General features: G+C 57.9%; 22 protein-coding genes. 13 read left to right on the plus strand and 9 right to left on the minus strand.

What is annotated here, in order from left to right; all coding sequences use genetic code 11:
* The first annotated feature begins 284 nt into the window (after nucleotides 1-284).
* The 4 genes from IEN85_RS17045 (at nucleotide 285) to IEN85_RS17060 (ending at nucleotide 3472) form a co-directional block, all read left to right on the plus strand.
* Entirely contained in the window at nucleotides 285-782 is a 498-nt protein-coding gene (locus IEN85_RS17045; RefSeq protein ID WP_191618311.1) for an Hsp20/alpha crystallin family protein, read from the plus strand.
* Between the two features lie 78 nt (nucleotides 783-860).
* Entirely contained in the window at nucleotides 861-1388 is a 528-nt protein-coding gene (locus IEN85_RS17050; RefSeq protein WP_191618312.1) for a DUF3016 domain-containing protein, read from the plus strand.
* Between the two features lie 96 nt (nucleotides 1389-1484).
* On the plus strand, nucleotides 1485-1763 hold the full coding sequence (locus IEN85_RS17055; RefSeq protein ID WP_191618313.1) for a hypothetical protein: 279 nt from the start codon (nucleotides 1485-1487) through the stop codon (nucleotides 1761-1763).
* Nucleotides 1760-3472 (plus strand): potassium channel family protein, encoded by a 1713-nt coding sequence (locus tag IEN85_RS17060; RefSeq protein WP_191618314.1) that lies wholly within the window; start codon nucleotides 1760-1762, stop codon nucleotides 3470-3472. Before IEN85_RS17055 ends, IEN85_RS17060 begins: the two co-directional genes overlap by 4 nt.
* Nucleotides 3473-3575: 103 nt before the next feature.
* On the opposite strand, the gene IEN85_RS17065 is transcribed toward IEN85_RS17060, so the two are convergent.
* The 3 genes from IEN85_RS17065 to IEN85_RS17075 form a co-directional block, all read right to left on the minus strand.
* Nucleotides 3576-3980: a hypothetical protein gene (locus IEN85_RS17065; RefSeq protein WP_191618315.1), complete on the minus strand. Its 405-nt coding sequence runs from the start codon at nucleotides 3978-3980 to the stop codon at nucleotides 3576-3578.
* Nucleotides 3981-4085: 105 nt separating this feature from the next.
* Nucleotides 4086-4922 (minus strand): cation diffusion facilitator family transporter, encoded by an 837-nt coding sequence (locus tag IEN85_RS17070; RefSeq protein ID WP_191618316.1) that lies wholly within the window; start codon nucleotides 4920-4922, stop codon nucleotides 4086-4088.
* A gap of 152 nt (nucleotides 4923-5074) precedes the next feature.
* The gene (locus IEN85_RS17075; RefSeq protein WP_191618317.1) at nucleotides 5075-7450 is read right to left on the minus strand and encodes a hypothetical protein; all 2376 of its coding nucleotides are present in this window, start codon (nucleotides 7448-7450) and stop codon (nucleotides 5075-5077) included.
* A gap of 184 nt (nucleotides 7451-7634) precedes the next feature.
* On the opposite strand from IEN85_RS17075, the gene IEN85_RS17080 reads away from it, so the two are divergent.
* Entirely contained in the window at nucleotides 7635-8855 is a 1221-nt protein-coding gene (locus tag IEN85_RS17080) for a sugar efflux transporter (RefSeq protein WP_191618318.1), read from the plus strand.
* A gap of 28 nt (nucleotides 8856-8883) precedes the next feature.
* Here IEN85_RS17080 and IEN85_RS17085 read toward each other — a convergent pair whose 3' ends face one another.
* Nucleotides 8884-9339 (minus strand): CopD family protein, encoded by a 456-nt coding sequence (locus IEN85_RS17085; protein ID WP_191618319.1) that lies wholly within the window; start codon nucleotides 9337-9339, stop codon nucleotides 8884-8886.
* A gap of 286 nt (nucleotides 9340-9625) precedes the next feature.
* Here IEN85_RS17085 and IEN85_RS17090 point away from each other — a divergent pair, with 286 nt between their 5' ends.
* The 4 genes from IEN85_RS17090 to IEN85_RS17105 all read left to right on the plus strand — a co-directional run bounded on the left by IEN85_RS17090 (nucleotide 9626) and on the right by IEN85_RS17105 (nucleotide 12091).
* A complete protein-coding gene (locus IEN85_RS17090) occupies nucleotides 9626-10264 on the plus strand; it encodes an RNA polymerase sigma factor (protein ID WP_191618320.1) in 639 nt (212 codons plus the stop codon).
* A 7-nt stretch (nucleotides 10265-10271) separates the two neighbouring features.
* Nucleotides 10272-10520 (plus strand): hypothetical protein, encoded by a 249-nt coding sequence (locus IEN85_RS17095; protein WP_191618321.1) that lies wholly within the window; start codon nucleotides 10272-10274, stop codon nucleotides 10518-10520.
* Between the two features lie 44 nt (nucleotides 10521-10564).
* Nucleotides 10565-11422 (plus strand): mechanosensitive ion channel family protein, encoded by an 858-nt coding sequence (locus IEN85_RS17100; RefSeq protein WP_191618322.1) that lies wholly within the window; start codon nucleotides 10565-10567, stop codon nucleotides 11420-11422.
* Nucleotides 11423-11647: 225 nt separating this feature from the next.
* Nucleotides 11648-12091 carry a hypothetical protein gene (locus tag IEN85_RS17105; RefSeq protein ID WP_191618323.1) on the plus strand — a complete coding sequence of 148 codons (444 nt, stop codon included), beginning with the start codon at nucleotides 11648-11650 and terminating at the stop codon, nucleotides 12089-12091.
* Nucleotides 12092-12209: 118 nt separating this feature from the next.
* Here the strand turns inward: IEN85_RS17105 and IEN85_RS17110 are convergent, their stop codons facing one another.
* A complete protein-coding gene (locus tag IEN85_RS17110) occupies nucleotides 12210-14027 on the minus strand; it encodes a sensor histidine kinase (protein ID WP_224772699.1) in 1818 nt (605 codons plus the stop codon).
* 338 nt (nucleotides 14028-14365) lie between these two features.
* Between IEN85_RS17110 and IEN85_RS17115 the strand changes: the two genes are divergently transcribed.
* The 4 genes from IEN85_RS17115 (at nucleotide 14366) to IEN85_RS17130 (ending at nucleotide 20371) form a co-directional block, all read left to right on the plus strand.
* Nucleotides 14366-16642, plus strand: coding sequence for a SulP family inorganic anion transporter (locus IEN85_RS17115; RefSeq protein ID WP_191618325.1), 2277 nt, complete (start codon nucleotides 14366-14368; stop codon nucleotides 16640-16642).
* A complete protein-coding gene (locus IEN85_RS17120; protein WP_191618326.1) occupies nucleotides 16642-17106 on the plus strand; it encodes a CBS domain-containing protein in 465 nt (154 codons plus the stop codon). Before IEN85_RS17115 ends, IEN85_RS17120 begins: the two co-directional genes overlap by 1 nt.
* 203 nt (nucleotides 17107-17309) lie before the next feature.
* Entirely contained in the window at nucleotides 17310-18515 is a 1206-nt protein-coding gene (gene trpB / locus IEN85_RS17125) for a tryptophan synthase subunit beta (protein ID WP_191618327.1), read from the plus strand.
* A gap of 404 nt (nucleotides 18516-18919) precedes the next feature.
* Nucleotides 18920-20371 carry a Do family serine endopeptidase gene (locus IEN85_RS17130; RefSeq protein ID WP_191618328.1) on the plus strand — a complete coding sequence of 484 codons (1452 nt, stop codon included), beginning with the start codon at nucleotides 18920-18922 and terminating at the stop codon, nucleotides 20369-20371.
* Between the two features lie 159 nt (nucleotides 20372-20530).
* Here IEN85_RS17130 and IEN85_RS17135 read toward each other — a convergent pair whose 3' ends face one another.
* From IEN85_RS17135 to IEN85_RS17150, 4 genes are all read right to left on the minus strand, one after another.
* Entirely contained in the window at nucleotides 20531-20887 is a 357-nt protein-coding gene (locus IEN85_RS17135) for a hypothetical protein (RefSeq protein WP_191618329.1), read from the minus strand.
* 52 nt (nucleotides 20888-20939) lie between these two features.
* The gene (locus IEN85_RS17140) at nucleotides 20940-21266 is read right to left on the minus strand and encodes a chaperone modulator CbpM (protein WP_191618330.1); all 327 of its coding nucleotides are present in this window, start codon (nucleotides 21264-21266) and stop codon (nucleotides 20940-20942) included.
* Nucleotides 21267-21419: 153 nt separating this feature from the next.
* Entirely contained in the window at nucleotides 21420-21797 is a 378-nt protein-coding gene (locus IEN85_RS17145) for an Hsp20/alpha crystallin family protein (RefSeq protein ID WP_191618331.1), read from the minus strand.
* 25 nt (nucleotides 21798-21822) lie between these two features.
* Nucleotides 21823-22239 carry an Hsp20/alpha crystallin family protein gene (locus IEN85_RS17150; RefSeq protein WP_191618332.1) on the minus strand — a complete coding sequence of 139 codons (417 nt, stop codon included), beginning with the start codon at nucleotides 22237-22239 and terminating at the stop codon, nucleotides 21823-21825.
* Nucleotides 22240-22280: the final 41 nt, after the last annotated feature.

A 22280-nucleotide genomic window follows, 5' to 3' on the forward strand; every position in this document is an offset into this window, starting at 1 on the left:
GGGCCACCCTTCCGGGGTGGCCCTCTTCGTTTTTTAGAACCTTAGCCAAACCTTCTGTCGCTGTTCCACAAAACAGGATCGGCGAAACCCAATTCCGAACAGTGCGTCAACCTGACGCAGCCCTGAGTCCAAGCGACACAACCATACCGACTTAAATCCCCACATATTATTCTGCTGCAACATGTTACAAACACACCAGAGCTGGCATTCGCGATGCATGATGAAAGCTGCAGTTTTGCCAACCTTTGAGGTGGACATTAACAATCAAGAAGGAGGAACGAAAGATGACCAACCAACTCATACCGCAGCACTGGAAAGAATCGCTCGGCGAACTCCGCGAGGAAATCGGAGAAACTGTCGACCGGTGGATATCACGGCTCAAACCTGAACAACGCAAGGAGGCCAAGAACGCGCTCGCTGAGGAAGATCCATTCTGGAATCCCATTCGCTTCGGCGGCGGACCACGCATCGAGATGGAGGAGAGCGACACTACCATCAAAATAGTCGCCGAACTCCCCGGCCTCGCCAAAGAAGACTTCCAAGTCGATCTCGACGACCGCTATCTGACCATTCGCGGAGAGAAGAGCGGACGCAATGAACGCAAGGAGGGCCACCTGCATATAAGCGAGTGCAGCTACGGATCATTCACGCGAGTCATCCCGCTCCCCTGCGAAGTCGAAAGAGACAAGGTGAAGGCCAAGTACAAGAACGGCGAACTGCGGCTCGTCTTACCAAAAACTGAATCCGCCAAGGCTCGTCGTATCGAAATATCAGTTGAATGAAGCCCCCGAGGGCACTGCCCCGAAAGGGCAGCAAAACCGTATACGAATCATCGATACAGAGAAGGGATGGAGGAAACTATGAATATCGCTAAGAAACTGGCCCTACTGACAATACTCTCAGCAATCGCCACGACTCCGAGCTCCGGAGCGACCACAACGGCCAGCGACAACATTCGCGTCTCGTTTCACGAGCCAAGCCAATTCGCGGACATCGACTACGACGGCATGAACAGCGACAAAGGTCAGCAAGTCGTGCTCGACCGTATCCGTTCAGTTTTCGCTGAATCGGCAAACAGCTGGCTTCCGCCTAGCTACCAACTGGAGGTGACCGTGCGCAACATCGACCTGGCGGGCGAGTACGAGCCGCATCGGGAGGCAAGCTTCCCCAGAGTCGTTAAGGAAATCTACACTCCGCGAATCAAATTCGACTACCGCGTGCTTGACGCTAACGGAACGATCGTCCGCGAGGGAGCCGAAACACTTCGCAACGATTCCTTCCTATCGGATCCGGCAAGGGCATTCCGAGCCAACCAAGAAGTCGCCTACGAGGTCTCACAATTGATCAGAGACTGGAGCAACAAAATGAAGAGGGATAAGCTCTCCTGATTAAAGATACAGGTTTCGACAAGCTCCGGATAAGCGCATATCCGGAGCTTTTTTATGCCCGATGCCCATAGTGCCCTGTCACGCTTCCAATGTCGCATGCGACGTAACGCTGAGCTACAAGCCAGCGACCGCAGTGGACAGATCCTGCAGGGCGGACGCCGGCTAAAGCGCGGCGCTAGGTTTGTTGCCCTCTCCGAAGCGAAAAGGGGACGCTTTTCGCGTCGCCCACTCCAGTTGACAGCGCTCTCGATTTCCGCTTTTTCCTCTCATTGGCGCACCGCTCTCCCGTTCGCCATCCTCGTAGCGTTCATGGCGCCGGTGGAGAAGGTGTTCCCGCATCTTTCCCCAAACCAAACCACCCGCCAGCTCTTTTGAAATTCCTCACCTCCAGCCTTGCCGCCTACAAGAAAGGCGAGTCCCGCCATCGAAACTTGCGACTGCTCGGACGCTTCTTCCTCACCCTCGTCGCCCTCGTCATCATATTCAGTGTCGTCTTTCACGTGCTGATGGCTTGGGAGGGCCAGGAGCACTCTTGGCTCACCGGCTTCTACTGGTCCCTCACCGTGATGTCTACCCTGGGTTTCGGCGACATCACCTTCCACTCGGACATCGGCCGCCTCTTCTCCATTCTGGTCCTGCTTTCCGGCGTCATTTTCCTGCTCATACTGCTGCCCTTCACCCTCATCGAATTCTTTTACGCCCCATGGGTAGAGAGCCGCACAAAGCGCATCGTGCGCGACCGCCTTCCGGAATCCGTCAGCGGCCACGTGGTCCTGCTCAACCACGACTCCGTTTCCGCCACCCTCATCGAGAAGCTCGACCGACACGGCATCCCCTACGCCCTGCTCACCCCAGAAACCGACGAGTGCCTGCAGCTTACCGACATCGGCATCAACGCCTTCGCCGGCGATCCCAGCCAAGCGGAAAGCTACGAGCGACTCCGCCTCGAGCACGCCTCCATCGTGGCCCTCACCGGCAACGACTTCGAAAACGCTCGTCACGCCTTCAAGATCCGCTCCCTGCACGAAAAGATTCCCATAATCTCGGCCGCCGATTCCAAGTCGTCCAGCGAAGTCATCCGCCTCTCCGGCGCCAACAAAGCCTTCCAGCTGGCTAACATCATCGGCGAGGCCCTCGCCCGCCGCACCATCGGCGGCAGCTCCTTGCACCACGTGGTGGCCAACTTCGACGAGTTGCTCATCGCCGAAGCACTCGCCGACTCCCCCGAACTGGTCGGCAAGACGCTCGCCGAAGCCAACCTGCGCAAAAACGCCGGCATCAACGTCATCGGCATCTGGGAACGCGGCGATTTCACCACCGCCCGGCCCGACGCCGTCATACACGCCAACACTGTGCTACTGCTCGCCGGATCCGAAGCTCAGCTCGAGCTCTTCGACCAACGTTACCGAAACACCAGCAGGGACGAAGGACACGTCATCGTCATCGGGGCCGGTCGCGTCGGCACCGCCGTCTGCAAAACCCTCGACGCCCGCGACACCGACTACCGCGTCATCGACCGTTCCGCCCGCGCCACCAAGCAATTCGGATCGCGAGCCATCACCGGCGACGCTTCCCACTTCGAAACCCTGCACTCCGCCGGGATTATCGACGCTCGCTCCGTCATCATCACCTCCCACAACGACGACCTCGAGGTCTACCTCACCATCTTCTGCCGCAAGCTTCGCCCCGACATCCAGATCGTTTGCCGCGCCTCTGAATACAAGACCATCGGGGAGCTGCACCAAGCCGGCGCCGACATCGTGCTCTCCTACGCCTCCATCGGAGCCAACATTATCTTCAACTTCCTCAAGCACAGCGACATTCTCATGGTCGCCGAAGGGCTCAACATCTTCAAGGTGCAAGCCCCGCCCAGCCTGCACGGTCGTACCCTCGCCGAGGAAGACCTGCGAGCAAAGATCGGCTGCAACGTCATTGCCGTGCGCAGCGAGTCCGGCCTGCAAGCCCCGCCGCGACCGAGGGAGCCCCTTTCCGCAGAAGACGAACTCATCCTCATCGGCGACACCGATTCGGAAAAACGCTTCTTTGAATACCTCAACGCCCTGCCGGAGCCGCAAAAGTCCTAGCAGACGGCTATGAATTGGAAACAGGCATGGCCTCGGGCGAGCCTGGCGAACCAGTCGACAGTCCTTGGGGTCTCCCGCTTTCAATTTCACCGAGACGCCGGCTCTAGGCCGAGTCCCGCTGAGTATGCACGTGGGCAGCAAGGGATTGAGCCTCGTCCCAAGTCTTCACCACCGTGAAAAAGTGGTCCGGCATACTGTGCAGGAAGTGAGCCTTGATAAGCTCCGCCAATCCCTCGTTCAGCGAATTCGCGCCAAAGAGGATGGTCGCTCTGATCTCCTTGGCAACGTGAGCGGAAACATAGCCGGCTGGCATGCTGGAGGCGTCTTTGAAATCGACGTTGAAGTGGCGCACCCTCGAGAGGTCCACCAACTCGATCGCCTCTTTAGTAACGCTTGGATCATTCCGAATGTCTTCGAAGTACTGCATGATTTCATCGACCACCAGTACGCCACTGCATTCGACCTCGAGAATGCGAGCCTTCGGATTATAGCGGTATTTAACGGGCATCTTACGGCAAAAAAAGAGCCGCTTACGTTACGACAAGGCCGCAAATTGTCAACGAGGTGCCATGCATCAGAGAACCCCCTAGAGCCCTCCTCTTCTTACCTAGGGTCACTCCGCCGGCTCCACATGCACGACTACATGAGTGAGCCTCAACTCTGGATCTGCCAGCAAGGCATCCTTCAACCGGTGAGAAAGCCGGTGCCCCTTCTCGATCGTCATGTCCGGAGCCACTTCCATGTGTATCTCAGCAACGAACTGCCGTCCGCTACGACGCACCATAATCGTCTCCAAACATTCGATACCTTCTATCGAGCGGGCGACCTCTTCGATCGCGTCGATCCGGAAATCGTCTACCCTCCGATCCATAAGTTCGTCAAGGGCAGGCCGAGCAATACGAACCGCATTGAAGACGATCAGTCCCGTCACCAGCAGCGCCGCGATGTCGTCTGCCGCCTCGTAGCCTGGCCCCGCGAAAACGGCGATGCAGATGCCTAGCAGTACCCCCATCGAGGTCAGAGAATCGCTTCGATGGTGCCAGGCTTCCGCTTTGAGAGCGGGACTGCCCATCCGCTCGCCCGATCTCCGCAACACGAAGTGCAGCCACTCCTTGATGCAAATGATACCGAGCAAGATCGGGACCGTAAAAAGCGCAGGGACCTCATGCGACCGGCCGATTTCGCCAATCGCGTGATAGGCGATAAACGAGGCGGAAACCAAAAGCCCGACGCTCGCCAATAGGGCCGCGATTGCCTCCGCTTTACCATGGCCGTAGGGATGCTCGTGGTCCGCATCCTTGTCAGACACGCGAAAGCCAGTCCAAACAATAGCCGAAGAAACGATGTCCGCTAAGGACTCGACCCCATCCGCTACCAGAGCAAAGGAGTTGCCAAAAAAGCCAACCAGCAGCTTCACCCCGGCCAAGGAAACGTTGGCCAGTAGGCTCATAACGCTTAAGCGACTTGGATCAATTCCCCCAGACATACCCAATTTTCCAATACGTCAACATTCCTCGGTGCGACTGCGATAATCTACAATCAATTGTCCCTCCCGCAAGCGAGGCCTAACCGGGAGGGACAGCCGCGACAACCTTCTCGGGCCTAGTCTTGAGGCGGAGCCTCCAAGAGAATAAATCGGTAGAAAGCGGAGCCGGAAGAGTCATCCACATCGAACTCGATCGCGTCTCCATCAAATCGATACACGCTTTGATCCACGGGATTCCAAGCCTGAAGATCGTCGCTGAAACGAACCTCCCAGAAAACGCCGGGGTTGACAGGCCAGAACCGTATTACCCCATCTTGGATACGATGCTGCAAACGCGAGCTGCTATCGCTCGGGTCAAACTTGGCGAGGAACTCGAAGTAGTTGTCCTGACCGTCGCCATCCGGATCCGCATTTTCGCCTGCAATGTCGGGATCCTGCAACTCGCCGGAATCAAAGTATCCAGATAGCCACAGAGAAAATTCGCTGGTGTGAGTAGAAAGGTAAAGCGTAGTCGTAGACAAGTACCCCACGATTGCTTCCGACGATCCGAAACCGTCCGTCGCCTTCAAGAAGAGCAATTCAATTTCATAAAAACGGTCCTCTTGAAGCAAGTTAGCCGGAAGTTGGTAAGAAGTCGCAGTCGCGTCTAAGAATTCGGATACAATTTCCTGGTCGCCCGTTTCGTCATAGATCTGAACCACCACCAAATCGTCAGCCGCCGCTCCCGTGAAACTGTTCCAGCTCAGATCGAAGGGCTGGGAGAAATCGTGGGCCTGCAGCTCTTCGAAGTTTTGCAACTGCGGAACCACAGGGTAGTTTCCACCAGAGATATTGAAGGGCCCAAGGTCCGACCCGGTCCCATCGACCGTTACGCTCATGGTGTAGTTTCCATCGGGGAAAGCCGCGTCGAGCAAAGCTTGGCTTGCGAAGGTGTGCTCCTCGCTCTCGTATTCGCCGGGCTCTCCAGTCAGAATCTCAGATCCTCCAGGATAGCTTACGGAGGCCCCCTGCAAGTCCGACGCGCCTTGAACGCCTGCGTTGAAAGACCAGGCAATCGGTTCCGTGGCGGCGTTGTTGTCGCTCTGGCTGTAGACGCGTTCCTTTATTAAAAAAGCCAATTCGACTCCGCCGCCGCTGCTGTTCTCAGAAGCGGTTTGACCCAGCATATAGGTCGAGGAGACAAAACCGATTTCCGCGGGCGGCTTGCTGGCTTCAAACTGGGAAGACCAGTAGATAGCCACGATCTGAAAGTTCTCTTCCGGAACCAACGTGTCGGCGGGAATCGTCGCGCTGCTTATGCCATCCCCTAAGGTTTCGGCCCAAACCAAAGTGCCGCTGCCACCTAGAAGACGCAGGTCGACTCGGTCCACTCCGCCCGCTGGGATATCCAGACTGACCAGCTGGTCCTGCGTTGCATCGAAGCGTTGCAACTCGTTGTAGTTCGTCAATCGAGGAGCATCGGGATATTCGTCTCCAGAAAAATAATACGTACCATAGGAACGGTTCTCACCATCCTCGTTTAGCCAAAACCGGTACTCACCGTCTGGATACGCCGCATCCAGAACTTCTTTCGTCCCAAAGGAGTCGGTCAGGAAAAACAAGCTCTGCCCTAGGGGGACTAGGCCGTAGTTGCCTGCCGGAGTGTTGAGCTCTGCATAGGAAACCTCTCGCGTCCCCTCGCTTACGAAAGCATAGGGACGGTAGCCCTCCGCTTCCACCAGTTCCTGAGCGGATTGCTGGTGTCGCTTCCACTTGTAGAGGCCTAGCGAAGTATCGCTGGTCTGCGTCGAAAGCTCGTAAGTCGTCGTGGCGAGATACCCGATAACGGACTCGGGCGAACCGAGCTGAGCGGTTTCGTCCACGAAGAGCAGGTCAAAACTGTAGTAATTGTCCGAACTGAAAGTGTTGGCCGGGATTGTGAAAGACGTGGCGCTGGAATCGAGAAACTCGAAAACGATCTCCTGGTCGTTGGCATCGTCCCAAACCTGCAAGATGATGCGGGAGCTGGCATCCGCGTCGCTAAAGCTCGCCCAAGTCAGCTCGAAGCTTTGGGAAAAATCGTGCGCCTCCAAATCCGCTACGTTCGTCAGGTGCGGAGCAGCGGGATAGCTGTCACCCGTGACCGCAAACGGACCGAAAGTCTCGGGCGAGCCTTGGTTGGTCACGCTCAGGGAGAAACTGCCGTTCGGGTAGGCCGCGTCCATCTCCTCCTTGCTGGCGAACCCGTCTTGGTCCAGGTCGAAGGAGCCCTCCGCGCCGGAAATCGCCACCGCGCCGTCCGAACCGGGATAGGTCACGCTCGCAGCGGAGACTTGGGCGTCGCCCGAAACCCCGGCCCCAAAGCCCCATTCCACCGGCCCTGCAGCCGGCTCGTTGCCGAACTGCCGGTGGACCTTTTCCTTGATCAGATAGACAAATTCAATGTCGGCTTGGGCGGAGGAGAGCAAGCTCAGGCAAATGCTCGCGAGAGCCCATTGGCAAAGTCTTTTCATAGCGCTTTCACAGGAGAGTAAACGAGGAGGCGGAAAGGAGAGAGTAGGCAGGATTCAGATATTCGCAACCCTTTCCCAGAAAAGTGCTTGGCGTTCAACCGACGGGCCAGGGATCTCCTACCGTCAGAATTTCCGAACCTCCTCAAGCCCCTGCCCCAGGGCTTTAGATCCCTCCTCCAAAGCGATGCCTCTGCTCTCCTCCAAACACTACCTCTTGGCGCTGCACCGGCAGCCTCACTTCACGGGCTTGCTGGCGTCCACCTTCGCCCTCGGCACCGCCTTCTCGTTCGCGGTACCCTTCCTTTCAAAATGGGGGCTGGAAGCGGTTGGCATGAGCCCGCGACAATTCGGCCTCTTCATGACCGCCACCTCGCTCTGCGCCATTTTCGCCAGCACGGGCCTGGCCCGACTCTCCGACACTCGCTTCTCCCGCCGGCGGATGCTGCTGGTCGGCAGCCTAGGCGGCGTGTCCGGATTCGCAGGCTATGCCCTTGTACGCGACCCTTTTATCCTGCTGCTTATCGGCTGCAGCCTGCACGCGGTCGCTTCCATCTGCTTCGCCCAGCTCTTTTCCCACGTTCGGGAATCGTACCAATATTCTGGAGACAAGCAAAAGACCTCCAGCATCAGCCTAAGCGTCGTACGCGTCACCTTCTCCTTCTCGTGGACAGTCGGCCCTGCCCTCGGCGCCACCATGCTGATAGCGTTCGGCTTCCGCGGCCTCTTCCTCGCCGCATCCCTTCTCTACGCGCTCTTCCTGCTTGGCATCCTTCGCTTCGTCCCCGAGAAAAAGCCCGCCAGGCCCGACCGCTCCAGTCCCCAGACCAGCCTATGGAAAACCCTGCGCCACCCGCGATTGCTGCTCAGCTTTCTCTCCTTCGCCGCCGTCTTCGCCGCCAACGCCATCAACATGATGAACCTGCCGCTGGCAATTACGCGCAGCCTCAACGGAAAGGAGAGCGATCTCGGCATCGTGTTCGCAATCGGCCCCGTCGCTGAAATCCCCCTCATGATTTGGTTCGGGCAACTCGCAAGCAGGGGCCACCAACTGATGCTCATCAAGCTGGGCTTCCTAATCACCAGCCTCTACTTTGCCGGGCTCTACCTCTCCTCCTCCCCGTGGCATGTATACGCCCTGCAACTACTGAGCGGAGCCTCCTTCGCCATCCTTTCCAACGTCGCGATCCTCTACTTCCAGGACCTCGCCCCAAATCAGATGGGGCTAGCGACCTCCCTCTTCTCCAACGCAGGAGCGACCGGCAACCTCCTCGGCATGCTGTCGTTCGGCTTCCTCGTGGAGCAATGGGGCAACCAAGGCACCTTCCTGGCCTGCTGCGCCGTGGCAAGCATCGGCCTCGCCCTTATCCTCAGCGTCAAGGAGCCATCCTCGACCTCCCAGCCCTAGAAAAAATCCAGCTTGCGGATGCCGGGACTCAGTAGAGCCAACCGATACGAAAGGAGGCGCCCACGAAAACCAAGAGCAGCGAAAGGACCGTAATGAGGGCCGCGTGCCACCGCAGCGCGCCGATCCCCAATTTCTCTACCTTCGGAAAAAGCCTGAACCGCAAGTCGACGCCCAAGCCGAGCAGCGCCGCAAGCAGGATCAGCTTCAGCCCAACCAGCCTCCCCATGGGGTTTGAGAAATCCAACCAAGCACCGAAATCCGGCAAGTGCAGATAGCCCAACACGAGCCCCGTCGCTATCGTAGAAAACAGAGCCGGCATTCCGACCGTGGAGTAAAGGGCCTCGATTCGATAAAAGGCCGCACCATCCCGCTCCCTAACCGCTTGGGGCAAGAGCGAACAAGACAGCGCCACCAGCAGGCCAACCCACACGCAAGCCGACACCAAGTGCAGAACAATCAGACTGCCGTATATGTTTAATCCCATAAGCTGAGGAGCGAAGCTCCACTCGAAATCACAAAAAGCCCCTTCCAGCCCCACCACAACACACAAGTCCCCAACCCCCAGCTTTTCCGCTACCCAAAGACCCCATTCACGTATCCGACCGAACGATACGCCTCGTCCCGCTTCGCCCCTCGCCAAGAAAAGGCGACACTCTAGGTTCCAGCCACCAGCCGAAAACGGCGCGCTTTTTTTTACTGTTCCTCCTCCCCAAAGCGCATCAGCTTAGCAGTGATTTCCCAATAAACGCCTCCGAGCCATCTCTACCACCTTGTCGTCCAACCAGATACGCTTCGTACCGCCGCAGGAAACCCTCCCTCTCGACCAGCTTTCGGACGACGAGCTGGTCGCTTTGTGCAAATGCCAGCTCCCCGACGAGGTCGAAGCCTACCGGGCGCTCGTAAGCCGCTACGAAGGACTGGTTTACAACTTTTGCCTCAAAACCATCGGCTCCCCCCAAGACGCCGAGGAAGTCGCCCAGGACGCCCTCATCCAAGTCTTCCACAAGATCCACCAGTTCGAAGGCCGCTCCGCCTTCAAAACTTGGTTGTATAAAATTGTGCACAATTACTGCCGCAACCGCATCTCTAAGATCGTGAGGAAACGCCAAGTACAGGAAGCCTACGAGGATCACGTGAAAGAAGAGAGTCCCGCCACCGGAAAAAGCAGCCTCCACCAAACCGAAAACAACGCCCGCATCCAGGAGGCGCTGCACCAACTTAAAACGAAGGACAAAGAAATCATCACCTACAAGTTCATGCTGGGAATGACCTTGCAGGAAATCGCAGAAACCTTGGACCTTGGCGCCTCCGCCGCCAAGATGCGCTACTACCGCGCCATGGAAGCCTTCAAGGCCGCCTACGAGCGCACCGCCACCGACGCGCCGCAACCCCTTTCCCCACAGCCCTAAGCAAAAAATGGACAGCTCACACGCACTCTCATTCGACGAAGCCGAATTCCAGCTCCTCTTCGAGCAGGCCGGCCTCACCGACACGCCCGAGCCCAACCCACAGCGGGTCGAAAAGGTCATCGAGCGCAGCCTGCACGAAAAGGCCATCAAGGACACCGCCTCCTTCGTCTTCCAAGGCTTTCCCGCCGTGCTCATGGGCTTCATGGCCGTAGCGGCCAACGCCGTGGGTGAAAAAGACGCCGACTACCGCGCCTAGCCCGCCCCCTCCTCTTTCCATCCAACACTCAAGTTCCTCCAGCCATGATCCCCTTAGCCGCCGCCGACTTTTCCTTCTCCGGATTCATCGAAGAAGTTCGTTCCGCCCTCACCGAGATGGCCAACGACTTCGCCCAGTTCCTCCCCAAGCTGCTGCTCGCCCTCATCCTCCTGCTCATCGGCTACGCGATCGCGAAAGTCCTCTCCAAAATCGTGCGCATCATCTTCGACAAGCTGGGAGTCAACAACCTGCTTGAACGGTCCGGCTTCACCGCCCAGCTGCTGCGCGCAGGCATCAAAGCCAGCCCCGGAGCCTTCACCGCCACCCTGGTCTTTTGGCTGACCATGCTGTTCGTCATCAAGATCGCCGCCCAGTCCGCCTCCATCGAGGACATCTCGGACATCATCATCGCGATCATTTCCTTCATGCCCAACGCGCTCACCGCAGCGCTCATCCTGCTCTTCGGATTCATCGTCGCCGACGTCATCAAAAACGCCGTCTTCAACGCCCTCGACCAAATGGGGCTCGAGTACGCCCGCACCCTTTCCAAGGTCATCTTCGGCTTCATCTTCATCCTCATCCTCACGGTCGCCCTCTCCAAAATAAACATCCAAACCGAGCTCCTCAACGCGACCGTCAAGATCCTGCTCGGAGCCCTCGCGCTCGCCCTCGCGCTCGCTCTCGGACTCGGACTCAAGCGCATGGCCGGCAGCATCGTCTCCGGCGTCTACTCCCGCGACATCTACAAGGTCGGCACCCAAATCGAGTTCGAAGGCGAAGAAATGACCATCGCCGGCATCGGACCCGTCACCACCAAGCTCAAACGCAAGGACGGCGGCTTCGTCATCATCCCCAACGAGAAGCTCATCTCCGAACCCGTCCGCGGCCGCTCCGCCGACTAGGACCGCAGCGCCCCCCGTTTTTTTGAAACCACCCCTTTTTCGGGGTGGTTTTTTCATGTCCGGGCAAGCCCCCCGTTGCAGCCTTAGATGCCAGCAAACTTCGGCCCGACCAAAAAAACTGTGACAAAGCTCGGCCTCTCCTAAGTCCAAAGGAACGAACCAACTCACTTCGCTTCAGCTGCAGACCGCATGGACTCGCCGAAGCAGACAACTCGACTTCGTAACATGCCTTTCGAAACCAAATGGGAACCCAACGGATTCTACGCCCGCTTCTGGGGCGACGTCCGCATCGATGAAATCGCTGCCAAAAACCGGCACTTTTCCAACAGCCCACGCAGCGACAAAGCCCACTACCAGATCTTCGACGGATCCGAGATCACCTCCATCGTGCTTCCGCCCAACGGGATAAACGAAATAGCATCCCACGACATCGGCATGGGATACTACATGAAGAATCTTTCCGTGATTCACATCGGCTCCAATCCCGAAGTTCGGGAGTTCTACGAAAGATACATCTCGACCTGCCTTCGCTTGAACCTCACCTGGAAGTTCCAAATCTGCCAAACTCTCGAACAAGCGAGAACATGGATCCAGCAGCAGGAAAAACGCCGTGGGGAAGAGCTCGAGCAGGCCGCCACTCCCCCCTTCTACTTCAACCCGAATTTCTAGCGGCGACTCATCAAGCCACCTCGAGAATCTTGCAGAGATCCAAATTCCTGATACGCAGGCAAACAAAACGGGCTCCAACCCCAGCCGGGATGCAGAATCCCCGACAACGAGACTTTTCCTAGGATGGCAGGGAGACCCCTTCGCGCGGTACCTTCTCCCGAGCGCCCTCCGTTCGGTTTGGTATCCGCACGACAAACACCGTCTTTCCTCTTTCTGTCTCGCAAGAAATCGCTCCGTCGTGGGCTTGCACAAACTCCTTGGCAATCGCCAGGCCCAAGCCCGTGCCCGATCGCTTCCCGCTCGTCTTGAAGGGTTCGAAAAGCTGCTCCGCAATTTCCTTGCCGACTCCGGGACCATTGTCCGAGACGGAAATAGAAGTCTCCTGCGAAGAGACCTCCACCGTCACCACCACCACGGGATTCGCCACCTCCGCTTGGCCCAAGGCTTCTATCGCATTCTTGACCAAGTTCACGACCACTCGACTCACCTTCACCGTATCCAGACTGACATCACCCTCCCCCAATAGACGGCATTCGACCGACACCCATTCCAAATCGTCACACAATGGAAGGATCTCACTATTCAAGATCCCCATAAACTCTTCCGCAGATACCGTTTCGATCTTGGGCTCCAAAGTGCGCACGTAATCTAGCATGTCGCTGATCATGGAGAGCGACTTGCGGGTAGAATCGCTCATGCGCTGAACCAGCCATTCGTCGTCGACTCCGATCTCCGACTTTCCCGTCAGCAGGTCGCTACAAGTCTTGATCGTGCAAATGGGCGACCTCAGGTCATGGGCCAACATCGTCATGCTTCGCCCGATATCGCTCAGGCGGTTGCGCTGCATCAAGGTCGTATTCAGTTCCTCGTTACGACGCACCAGCTCTTGCGTTCGTCGTCGCACCACTGCCCGCAAAACCAAGGTCGAAACCAAAAGCCCGGCGCAAATCGACGCCACGAGCAAACTTTGCCAAAAGTAAGATTCCAAAAACTTTGGGCGATGATTCAACAACACGCTGCCCGCAGGCAAAAGCGACTCCTCCATGCCAAACCGACGCAACAAGCGATCGTCGAAGGCGAAAGCGTACAAACCCGCGCCGTAAGCGTCCGCCGGCAGCAAGGCATCTCCTCTCAGCAAGCGCAACCCTTGCGCTGCGGCCATGCGCCCCACCTCTCGCGAGATCATTATCTTACCTCCCAAAACGCCCTCCAGCATCAAGGTGTCCCACATCGTGTAGAATTTCAGGTCAAGGCCTTCGATGAGATGCGGCATCGTAACAGCTGGAACAGCAGGCTCTCCCCCCCGACCACGGAAATAAGGAGTCAACACCACCGGACTCCCCTGCGGTAAAGCTTCAAGCTGCTCTCGGATTTCCCCAAAGCTTCCCCCGATAAAATCGAGCCGCTCCCAAACCCCCAATTGCTTCGCCGCCACTTCCAAAAGCTCGCCACTGTTTTCGCTCCCGTCGCTGAGCTCGTCGTGCACGACGCGAATCTTCGTCCCGGGATCCACCGAGCAAATGAAGTCGAGTGCCTCCGCGAAGTTCTGCTCCGGCAGGAGCACGTATCCCGAGACGTCCTGCTCCGCTCGCTTCCGCTCCAGCTCGACGCTGGAAACCAAGTTCAAGCGCTTCGCCTCCGGATGGAAAGCCCTAAACCGTTCGCCCCAACGAGTCGCCCCGTCGCCAAACAGAACCAGCAAATCGAGCGGCTCCACGTACTTCTCCCGCAAATAGCGCTCAAAGTTCGCTTCATGGCTCGCTCCGCTAAAAGTGGGATAGGACAAATACTCCCGATACAAAACCGTCTCCGCTCCCAAGCCCTCCGCCAGCCCCGCCATAAATCCAGCTTGGAACGGAACGTCTTCCGCGTACGGACCGATCGCCAGCACCCTTTTGGCAGGGTCCTGGGCTTGCGCGGCTTCCCCACATGCCAATGCGAACGCCAGCAAACCCAAGGGCACACACACCCTGGCGCGGCCCCTCAGATCGGCAAGCAATCCAACCAGCCGAAGACAAGGCATAAACATTCATATACTTACACCAGATTCCGCCAATTCCAAGTGCAGCGAAACGAAGTTCATATTGCCCCTAGGCCCACGCAACAAGGCGGCTTCGCCTTCTACTTAGTGCCTACAGAAAACTACTAAATCCAATTTTCCAACTCGAGTATCCTCACCAACACTACAGCCCATCGGCGGCCACAGGGACACGAACGGTCGCCACGATTTGAAACTTCTCGGATTTTCAGCAACCTAAGGAAATCCCCTCCCCAATGAAAGCCATCCACTCCCGACTCGAGCGCCTCCCCTCCCAAACAAAGAAATACTTTTCAACCCACCTGAAGGCCGACGCTATCGCTGGCCTCACTGTCGCCGTGATGGGCGTTCCCCAGGCCATGGCCTACGCCGTCATCGCCGAGCTCCCCCCTATCTACGGACTCTATACCGCCATGATCACCTGCGTGGTGGCCGCTCTCTTCGGCAGCTCCCACCATTTGGTCACGGGACCGACCAACGCCATCTGCATGGTCATCCTCAGCCTCGTCGCCCACCTGCCAGAAAAGTACGGCCTCGACCGCTTCGAAATAGTCCTGCTGCTCACCTTCATGGTCGGCGCCATCCAGCTCTCCCTCGGCCTGCTCCGCCTCGGAGGCATTATCAAGTACGTCTCCCACGCCGTCGTCATCGGCTTCACTGCCGGCGCCGGCATCCTAATCGCCTTCAACCAGATCAAGAACCTGATCGGTATCCAGTTTCAGGAGCGCCCGGAGCACTTCTACCAGGTGATCGGAGCCACCTTCCAGCAAATCGGCAATACCAATCCCTACGCCCTCGCTGTGGGGATCCTCACCATCGCCCTCGTAATCGTCGTCCCTCGCCTCAACGCCAAGCTGCCTGGCGCCTTCATCGCCGTCGTCGTAAGCGGCGCCTTTTCCTATCTGCTGGGCTGGCACGAACCTAGCGTCGGAGAATGGAGAGTGGAAATCGTCAAGGACCTCGAGCCCATCCAAGCCTCCTTCGCCAACATGATCCACTTTCCGGATACAATCCTCTCCCCAAATTTCGAACTCGCCCACGAGCTCAGCTTGGGAGCCGTCGCCCTCGCTGTCCTAGGCCTTATCGAAGCAGCCTCCATAGCCCGGGCAGTCGCTTCCCAATCCGGCCAGCGACTCGACTTCAACCGCGAATTCATCGGCCAGGGCGCCGGCAATCTGGTCGGGTCCTTCTTCTCCTCCTTCGCCGGTTCGGGCTCCTTCACTCGCACCGCCGTCAACTTCAAGTCCGGGGCCGCCACCCGTATGGCCGCCGTCTTCTCCGCCCTTTGGACCGCCCTCACCATCCTGCTGCTCGCCGACGTAGCCAACTACATCCCCAAGGCCAGCCTCGCCGGCATCCTCATCGTTATCGCCTACACCATGATCGACAAGCAGCGCCTTGTGGTCACCTGGCGATCCACTCGCAACTCTCGCATCGTGCTCTTCGGCACCCTCGCCTCCACTCTCGTCCTCCCGCTCGAATACGCAATCATCGTCGGCGTATCCCTTTCCCTGATACTGCTACTCCGCACCACCGGAACCACCGACCTCACCCAACTCGTCTTCAACGAAGACTCCACCATCGACGAAGTCCCCTTCAACCGCGCCCCTGAAAGCGAGGTCGTCACTGTCAACATGGAAGGTGACCTCTACTTCGCCGCCGCCGAGGACCTCGACTACGAGCTGCTATCCTGCATCACCCCCAAGACCCGCGTGGTCATCCTGCGCATGAAACGCTTGCGCACCGTCGGCAGCACCGCCATGGCCATCCTCGAGCACTTCTGGCAAATTCTCAAGGAGCGCGATCTCAAGCTCGTCGTTTGCGGCATCGAAGAAGACCTCAAAAAAGTCATGACCGGCTCCGGCCTGCGCAACCGCATCGGCGAGCAAAACATCTTCTACGCAGACAACCGCCTCTTCCAATCAACCGAGCTCGCCCTCGCGCGAGCCCGTTCCATGGTCGAGATGGAACGGAATCGCAAACTCTCCGACGCGCCCGCTCCGGAAGCCGAGCCGGACAAGACCATTACCGCCAAGCAACTGCTCACCCCGCGTCTCCTGCGTTTCGGAAACCAGCACCAATTGCGCGAAGCCACCTGGCTCGTTTCCGAAATGTACAAGCACATCAAGACCAAAGCCGCTCGAAAGCTCTTCCTGCAAGACCGAGAGGGCAAGCTCTACGGCGGGCTCAACCTTTGGACCTTGCTCAAAGCCCTCGGCTCATCGATCAAGGAGGACGAAGCTACCACCCTCAACGAAGACGTATTGAGCCAGCAACTACGAACCAATTTCCACGATCCTATTACCGACCTCTGCCAGACAGACCTGCCTCGCCTCACCGTCGATACGCCACTTCACGAGCTCGTCAGCCAATCCATCGCGAACCAGCAACTCATGCTCGCCATCCTCAACGAGTCCGGCCAGATCACCGGAGTCGTCACCCAGATGGATCTCCTCCGCGGCATCGGCCGCCTGAAAGGCTTCAACCCCGAAAAGGAACTCCCCAAAGTCTGATGCAAACCGCCGCCGACCTCATGACCAAACGCTTCCTGCGCATCAGCACCGAGCACAACCTCAAAGAAGCGCTCGCCCTCCTGCTCTACGGCGAGCAGCACAAAGCCGAGACCGCCGCCATCGCCGTCATCGACGAACAGGGGAACCTCGCCGGCATCCTTACCCCCGAATGCGTCGTCGCCGGCCTCTCCGGACTCAACGCCCACCTTTCCCAAGAGGCCCTCAGCGAGGCCGTCGAGAGAAACTACTCGCTCACCGTCGGGCAAGTCATGAAAAAAGGGATCCCCACCGCCACCAAGGAAACGCCCCTGAGCGAGCTGCTGCTATACATGAGAACCGGCAAGCACGAATGCATTCCCGTGATCGAGGAAAGCAGCGTCATCGGCCTCGTCTACGTTTCCGACCTCTTCAAGCAAGTCGCCCAACTCGCCCTCACCGAGGAAGACCAAGGCATCCAAATGTAGCTTGGCGCCATCGCCCTGGATCGCAGAGCTGTCTGCTCACGGCACGCCGCATCGCAGGATGCCAGCGGCGAATCGGCCGCCACCCGCGCCAAAGCCTACTGGCAGCTGCAACGCTGACTAATACCCTTTCTCCGCAAGCATTCTACGTTCGTCTGCCTAGCACGCCTCATGGCATTAAACCGCAAACCCTAAGACCAAAGCAGATGAGCGATTACTTCAAAACCACACCCACAAAAGACGGACTCTTCGGCGAATTCGGAGGTAGCTTCATCCCCCCTCACCTCCAGGAGGAAATGGATAAGATCACCGACGCCTACTACACCATCAGCAAATCGCACGCCTTCATCTCCGAGCTGCGCAGCATCCGCAAGCACTTCCAGGGGCGCCCCACTCCAGTCTACTACTGCCAACGCCTCTCCGACGAAACCGGCGGTCGCATCTACCTTAAGCGCGAAGACCTCAACCACACCGGCGCCCACAAGCTCAACCACTGCATGGGCGAGGCCCTGCTCGCCAAACACATGGGCAAGAGACGCCTCATCGCCGAAACCGGAGCTGGCCAACACGGAGTCGCGCTCGCCACCGCTGCCGCCTATTTCGGACTCGAATGCGAGATACACATGGGCGAGGTCGATATCGCCAAGGAACACCCCAACGTCGTGCGCATGAAGATTCTAGGGGCGGAGGTCGTGCCCGTCAGCCACGGCCTCAAGACCCTCAAGGAAGCCGTCGACTCCGCCTTCGAGTCCTACCTCAAGGACCCGGTGAACACCATCTACTGCATCGGCTCCGTAGTCGGCCCCCACCCCTTTCCTATGATGGTGCGCGAATTCCAACGCGTGATTGGCATCGAAGCCCGCGAGCAATTCCTGGAGATGACCGGCGAACTGCCAGACAACGTCGTCGCTTGCGTGGGCGGAGGCAGCAACGCCATGGGAATCTTCTCCGCCTTCCTCGACGACCAGGAAACCGCCATCTACGGGGTGGAGCCAGCCGGCCGCTCCTACGAGACCGGCGAACACGCCTGTACCATGAAGTTCGGCAAGCCTGGCGTCATCCATGGCTTCAAATGCCAAATGCTGCAGGACGAAAACGGCGATCCCGCTCCCGTATACTCTGTCGCCAGCGGTCTCGACTATCCAGGCGTCGGTCCCGAGCACTGCATGCTGCAGGCCAAGGGCCGAGTGAGCTACGGCGACGCCAACGACCGGGAAACCATCGACGCCTTCTACCAGCTCAGCCGCCTCGAAGGCATCATCCCCGCCCTCGAAAGCGCCCACGCCGTAGCCTTCGCCATGAAGCTCGCCCAAGAAAAGCCGCGCCAGTCCATTCTCGTAAACCTCAGCGGACGCGGCGACAAGGACATCGACTTCGTCGTCGAAAAATACGGCCTGCCGGAAGATGCCTAAGACAACCCCACGGCGAACTCCCTGTATCCAAATTCCAGGCACGGAACCAGTCTCAGACTCTCGAATCCAATCTGCGGCTCGCAAGGGAGAGAGAGGGAGCCTTAAGCACGTAGCCCAGTGAAGAAGCGCAAGGGAGGCCAACCTGCGGGCTTTGAACGGCCCCGCGATTGCTCCCATAAAATCACCTCAGGGGCTGGCAAAAACTGGCACAGCTGCTCGGAGACGATTGTGACATAAATTCACGCGACCGCGGAACCCAGCGTCCCTGCGCAAGTCACATACCTCCTGCCTAGCAACAGCTTACGCCGACAAAATTTCTTCTGGCACCTCGACTGCTGGGTACATGAGCAAGTAGGAACGTGGCCGCAAACGCCACCTATCGACTCCCAAATAGGAAATTAGAAATGAAACGATTCCCAAAGATTACTCTCGCCCTTGCCCTTGCCGCAACTACCGCGATTTCAACGAGCTACGCAGATTCGCTTCAGCTCGAAGTCGACTCGAATCCCATCGACAGGAGCGACAAGTTCATGCCGCACAGCTACGCCAACATGCTGCAAGCCGCAACCCCATCCGTCGTATCCGTGCACACCGCACGTATCGTCAAGGTCGCCCGCGGCGGCAGAGGGATGTCACCCGAGGACGAGCTGCTGCGGCGGTTTTTCGGCCTTCCCGCACCTCGCTACGAACAACAAGGCGAACCTGAGGAACGCCGCATGCCACAGGGCATCGGTTCCGGCGTCATCGTCAGCGCAGACGGCTACATAATCACCAACAGCCACGTCGTGACCGGGCAGAGCGAGGACGTCGCGGACGAAATCCTCGTGCAGCTAAGCGACGGCACCGAGCTGGAAGCTAAAGTTGTGGGCACCGACCCCCTCACCGACATCGCCATCCTTAAAGTCGAAGCCGACGACCTTCCCGCCATTCGTATCGCGGACAGCGACAACATCGAGGTGGGCGACGTCGTTTTCGCTATCGGCAACCCCATGGGCGTCGGGCTCACCGTCACTCAAGGGATCGTTTCCGCGACCAACCGAGCCATCGGCATTTACGGCGAACGGGGCTACGAGAGCTTCATCCAAACCGATGCCTCCATCAACCCCGGCAATTCCGGCGGCGCTCTCATCGACTCGCAAGGGCGACTCGTGGGCGTCAATTCCGCCATCATTTCCCGCAGCGGAGGCAACATCGGCATCGGTTTCGCCATCCCCGCAAACCTCGCCATCAGCATCTCTCAACAACTCGCCGACAGCGGCGAGGTCCGCCGCGGCTTCCTCGGCGTGAGCATCGCCGACGTCACCCCAGACATCGCCGAGGCCTTCAATATGAAAAATTCCAAGGGCGTGCTCATCAACGACGTCGAAGAGGATTCCGCAGCCGATCAAGGCGGTATCGAACGCGGCGACATTATCGTAGCGGTCGACGGCAAAAAAGTCGAATCCGCCAACCAATTCCGTATCCGCATCGGCAATACTATTCCGGACACCAAGATCGAACTCGACATCCTCAGGGACGGCAAACCTAAGACCCTCGAAATCACCGTAGGCAGCGCTTCCGGCCGCTTCGCTATGGGAGCGAACGAGCTGGTGGAAGGCGTTGAAGTCGCTGTCATCGACAAGGAAATCGCCGAACGCTACCGCATTCCCAAGAACATCGACGGCTTAGCCATCGTCAGCGTGTCTCCAGATTCTCCTTACGCACGCGTTCTAGGCGAAGGCACTGTCATCCTCGAAATCAACGACAACGAGGTAGAAACCGTCGCTGACGCACGCGACCTTCTCCGCACTGGAGTCAACAAGCTCTTCGTCTACAGCCGAGGCCGCACCGGCTATCTGGCCCTTCGCGTTGAATAACGCCAGTCCACTTCAAAATCGTTCTTACAAACAATCACGGCCGCGTTTCAGTTCGCGGCCGTTTTTTTGTTTATGGGGAACGGGGAACGCTCCTGCGTCGCGGTTCCGAATCCTCCGGCCGGCACGTTGTAAACAAGCTAAAGGAACGTCTCCCAAGGGCTAAGCAGCCCCAATGGACTTGCCTACCGTAAGGTGGCTGCCGTGGGTGGACGGTTCCGACATTTCCAAGTCGAGTATCCGCAATTGCGCTACCGCTTCCGAGTCAAGCAACCTCGGTCCGTAGCGAAAGCTCATGAGGGCGAGACGGTGCACGTTTCGCCAAGCCCGGGCGCGGCGGCCGCTTTTCAGATCCTTGCACACCTCCGGTATTTCGATAGCCAGAAGGCTACGAAGCCCAATCGGCAGCCACGGCTCTTTCGCGATGGCTGCTTCGATTCGATTCGCTCGCTTGAGCCAAACCTCGCTCTTGGAGCGGCCCGACTTTCCAACCGTTCGATTCTCTTTTTCTGCAAACATCTTTCCTAGTTAAGTTTCAATTGCCTATCCCTAAAACGAATGGGAAGCCCGATTAACGGCGCCAAAAGCGCAGCTCCTCGCGCAGGCTTTCGTTTTCCTGCTTGAGCTTCACAACCAATATCGCTCCTCGCATATCCACCCCCAGTTCGGAGCGAACCCGCTCCGCTTGCCGGGCTAGGTAAACCGCGTCCCAATCAAAGAGGTACCCCTGTCGCTGGGTGTCTCCAAGCGACTGATACAAGCCCATGCGGTAGTACTTTAAAAAGGTGCGGGAAGTCACTCCGGCGAGCATCGCCGCCTTCGAAACATCATAAATTTCGTCGGTCGCCCCCGGAGCCCGCCACCTCGGAATCAACTTGTCGTTCGGCTCGGAATCCATAGAAACAATAGTTTACTCATTCAAGACAGTGACGCAAGCGCGCGCTGCGCTTGGAGACCCGCGGCAAAGCGGAAATCCTCAGCTTTTCCCGCTTCCCGCAAAGCCAAAAAAAGCGTCTCCCTGCGAGAGAGAGACGCTCGTGACATACCTATACTATTCGATAGCGATCGTGCGCTTTGCGGCTTTCGCTGCGAGGGGAAGATTCACGGTCAAAACGCCGTTTTCCACCTTCGCCTTGATCTCGCTCTCATCGATATCGACATTCAACTCCAGGCTTAATCTAAAGTCTCCGTCCGGTCGCTCGCGACGGTAGGTCTTCCATTCATCGCGAGCCACCTCGACCGCTTCCGCATCGATGCTCAGCAGATTACCGTCGAGGGTGATGCGGGCACCGTCCTTGGGCACGCCGGGAAGGTGGACCTCCAAACGATAGGCGTTGTCTTCGGAATGCACGACGTATTCGGGTTTACGATACGTCTTTTCTTCATTCGTTGCCTGCTTGTTTTGCGTGGTAGCAAGTTCTGAGTTCATGAGTGATTCTCCTCCTTTCCTAGCATTACGAGATTTCAATTTTACGGGGACGTCGCTCCTCGGCCTTGGGCAAGCTGACTTGCAACATGCCATTCTCCAGCTTGGCGGAGACGCCTTCGATGTCGATGTCGTCACCCACCGTGATGCTGCGCGTCATCGTACGCTTGCTTTCACCGTTTCCGGACTTGTCCTCCACATTCACCGAGATGCTCAACACCGAATTCTCTACCTTGAGGTCGATGGCATCCTTGGAAACTCCCGGCAGCTCGGCAGTCACGAAGTAGTGGTCGTCGTCGCCGTGCACGTCCAAGGGAAAATCCCGGTGAGCAGCGCTCTTGAAGGCTGACGGCCATAGATCGCTGGAGCCGAAAGCGCGGTTGAAAAGTCGATCCATTTCGAAAAACGGATCGCTTGGCCATGAGTTACGTTTAACAAGTTTCATGATAATCCTCCTTCGATTGAATTAAGTGGTGCCAACATAAA

The sequence above is a fragment of the Pelagicoccus enzymogenes genome, assembly GCF_014803405.1.
Classification (GTDB): Bacteria; Verrucomicrobiota; Verrucomicrobiia; order Opitutales; family Opitutaceae; genus Pelagicoccus; species Pelagicoccus enzymogenes.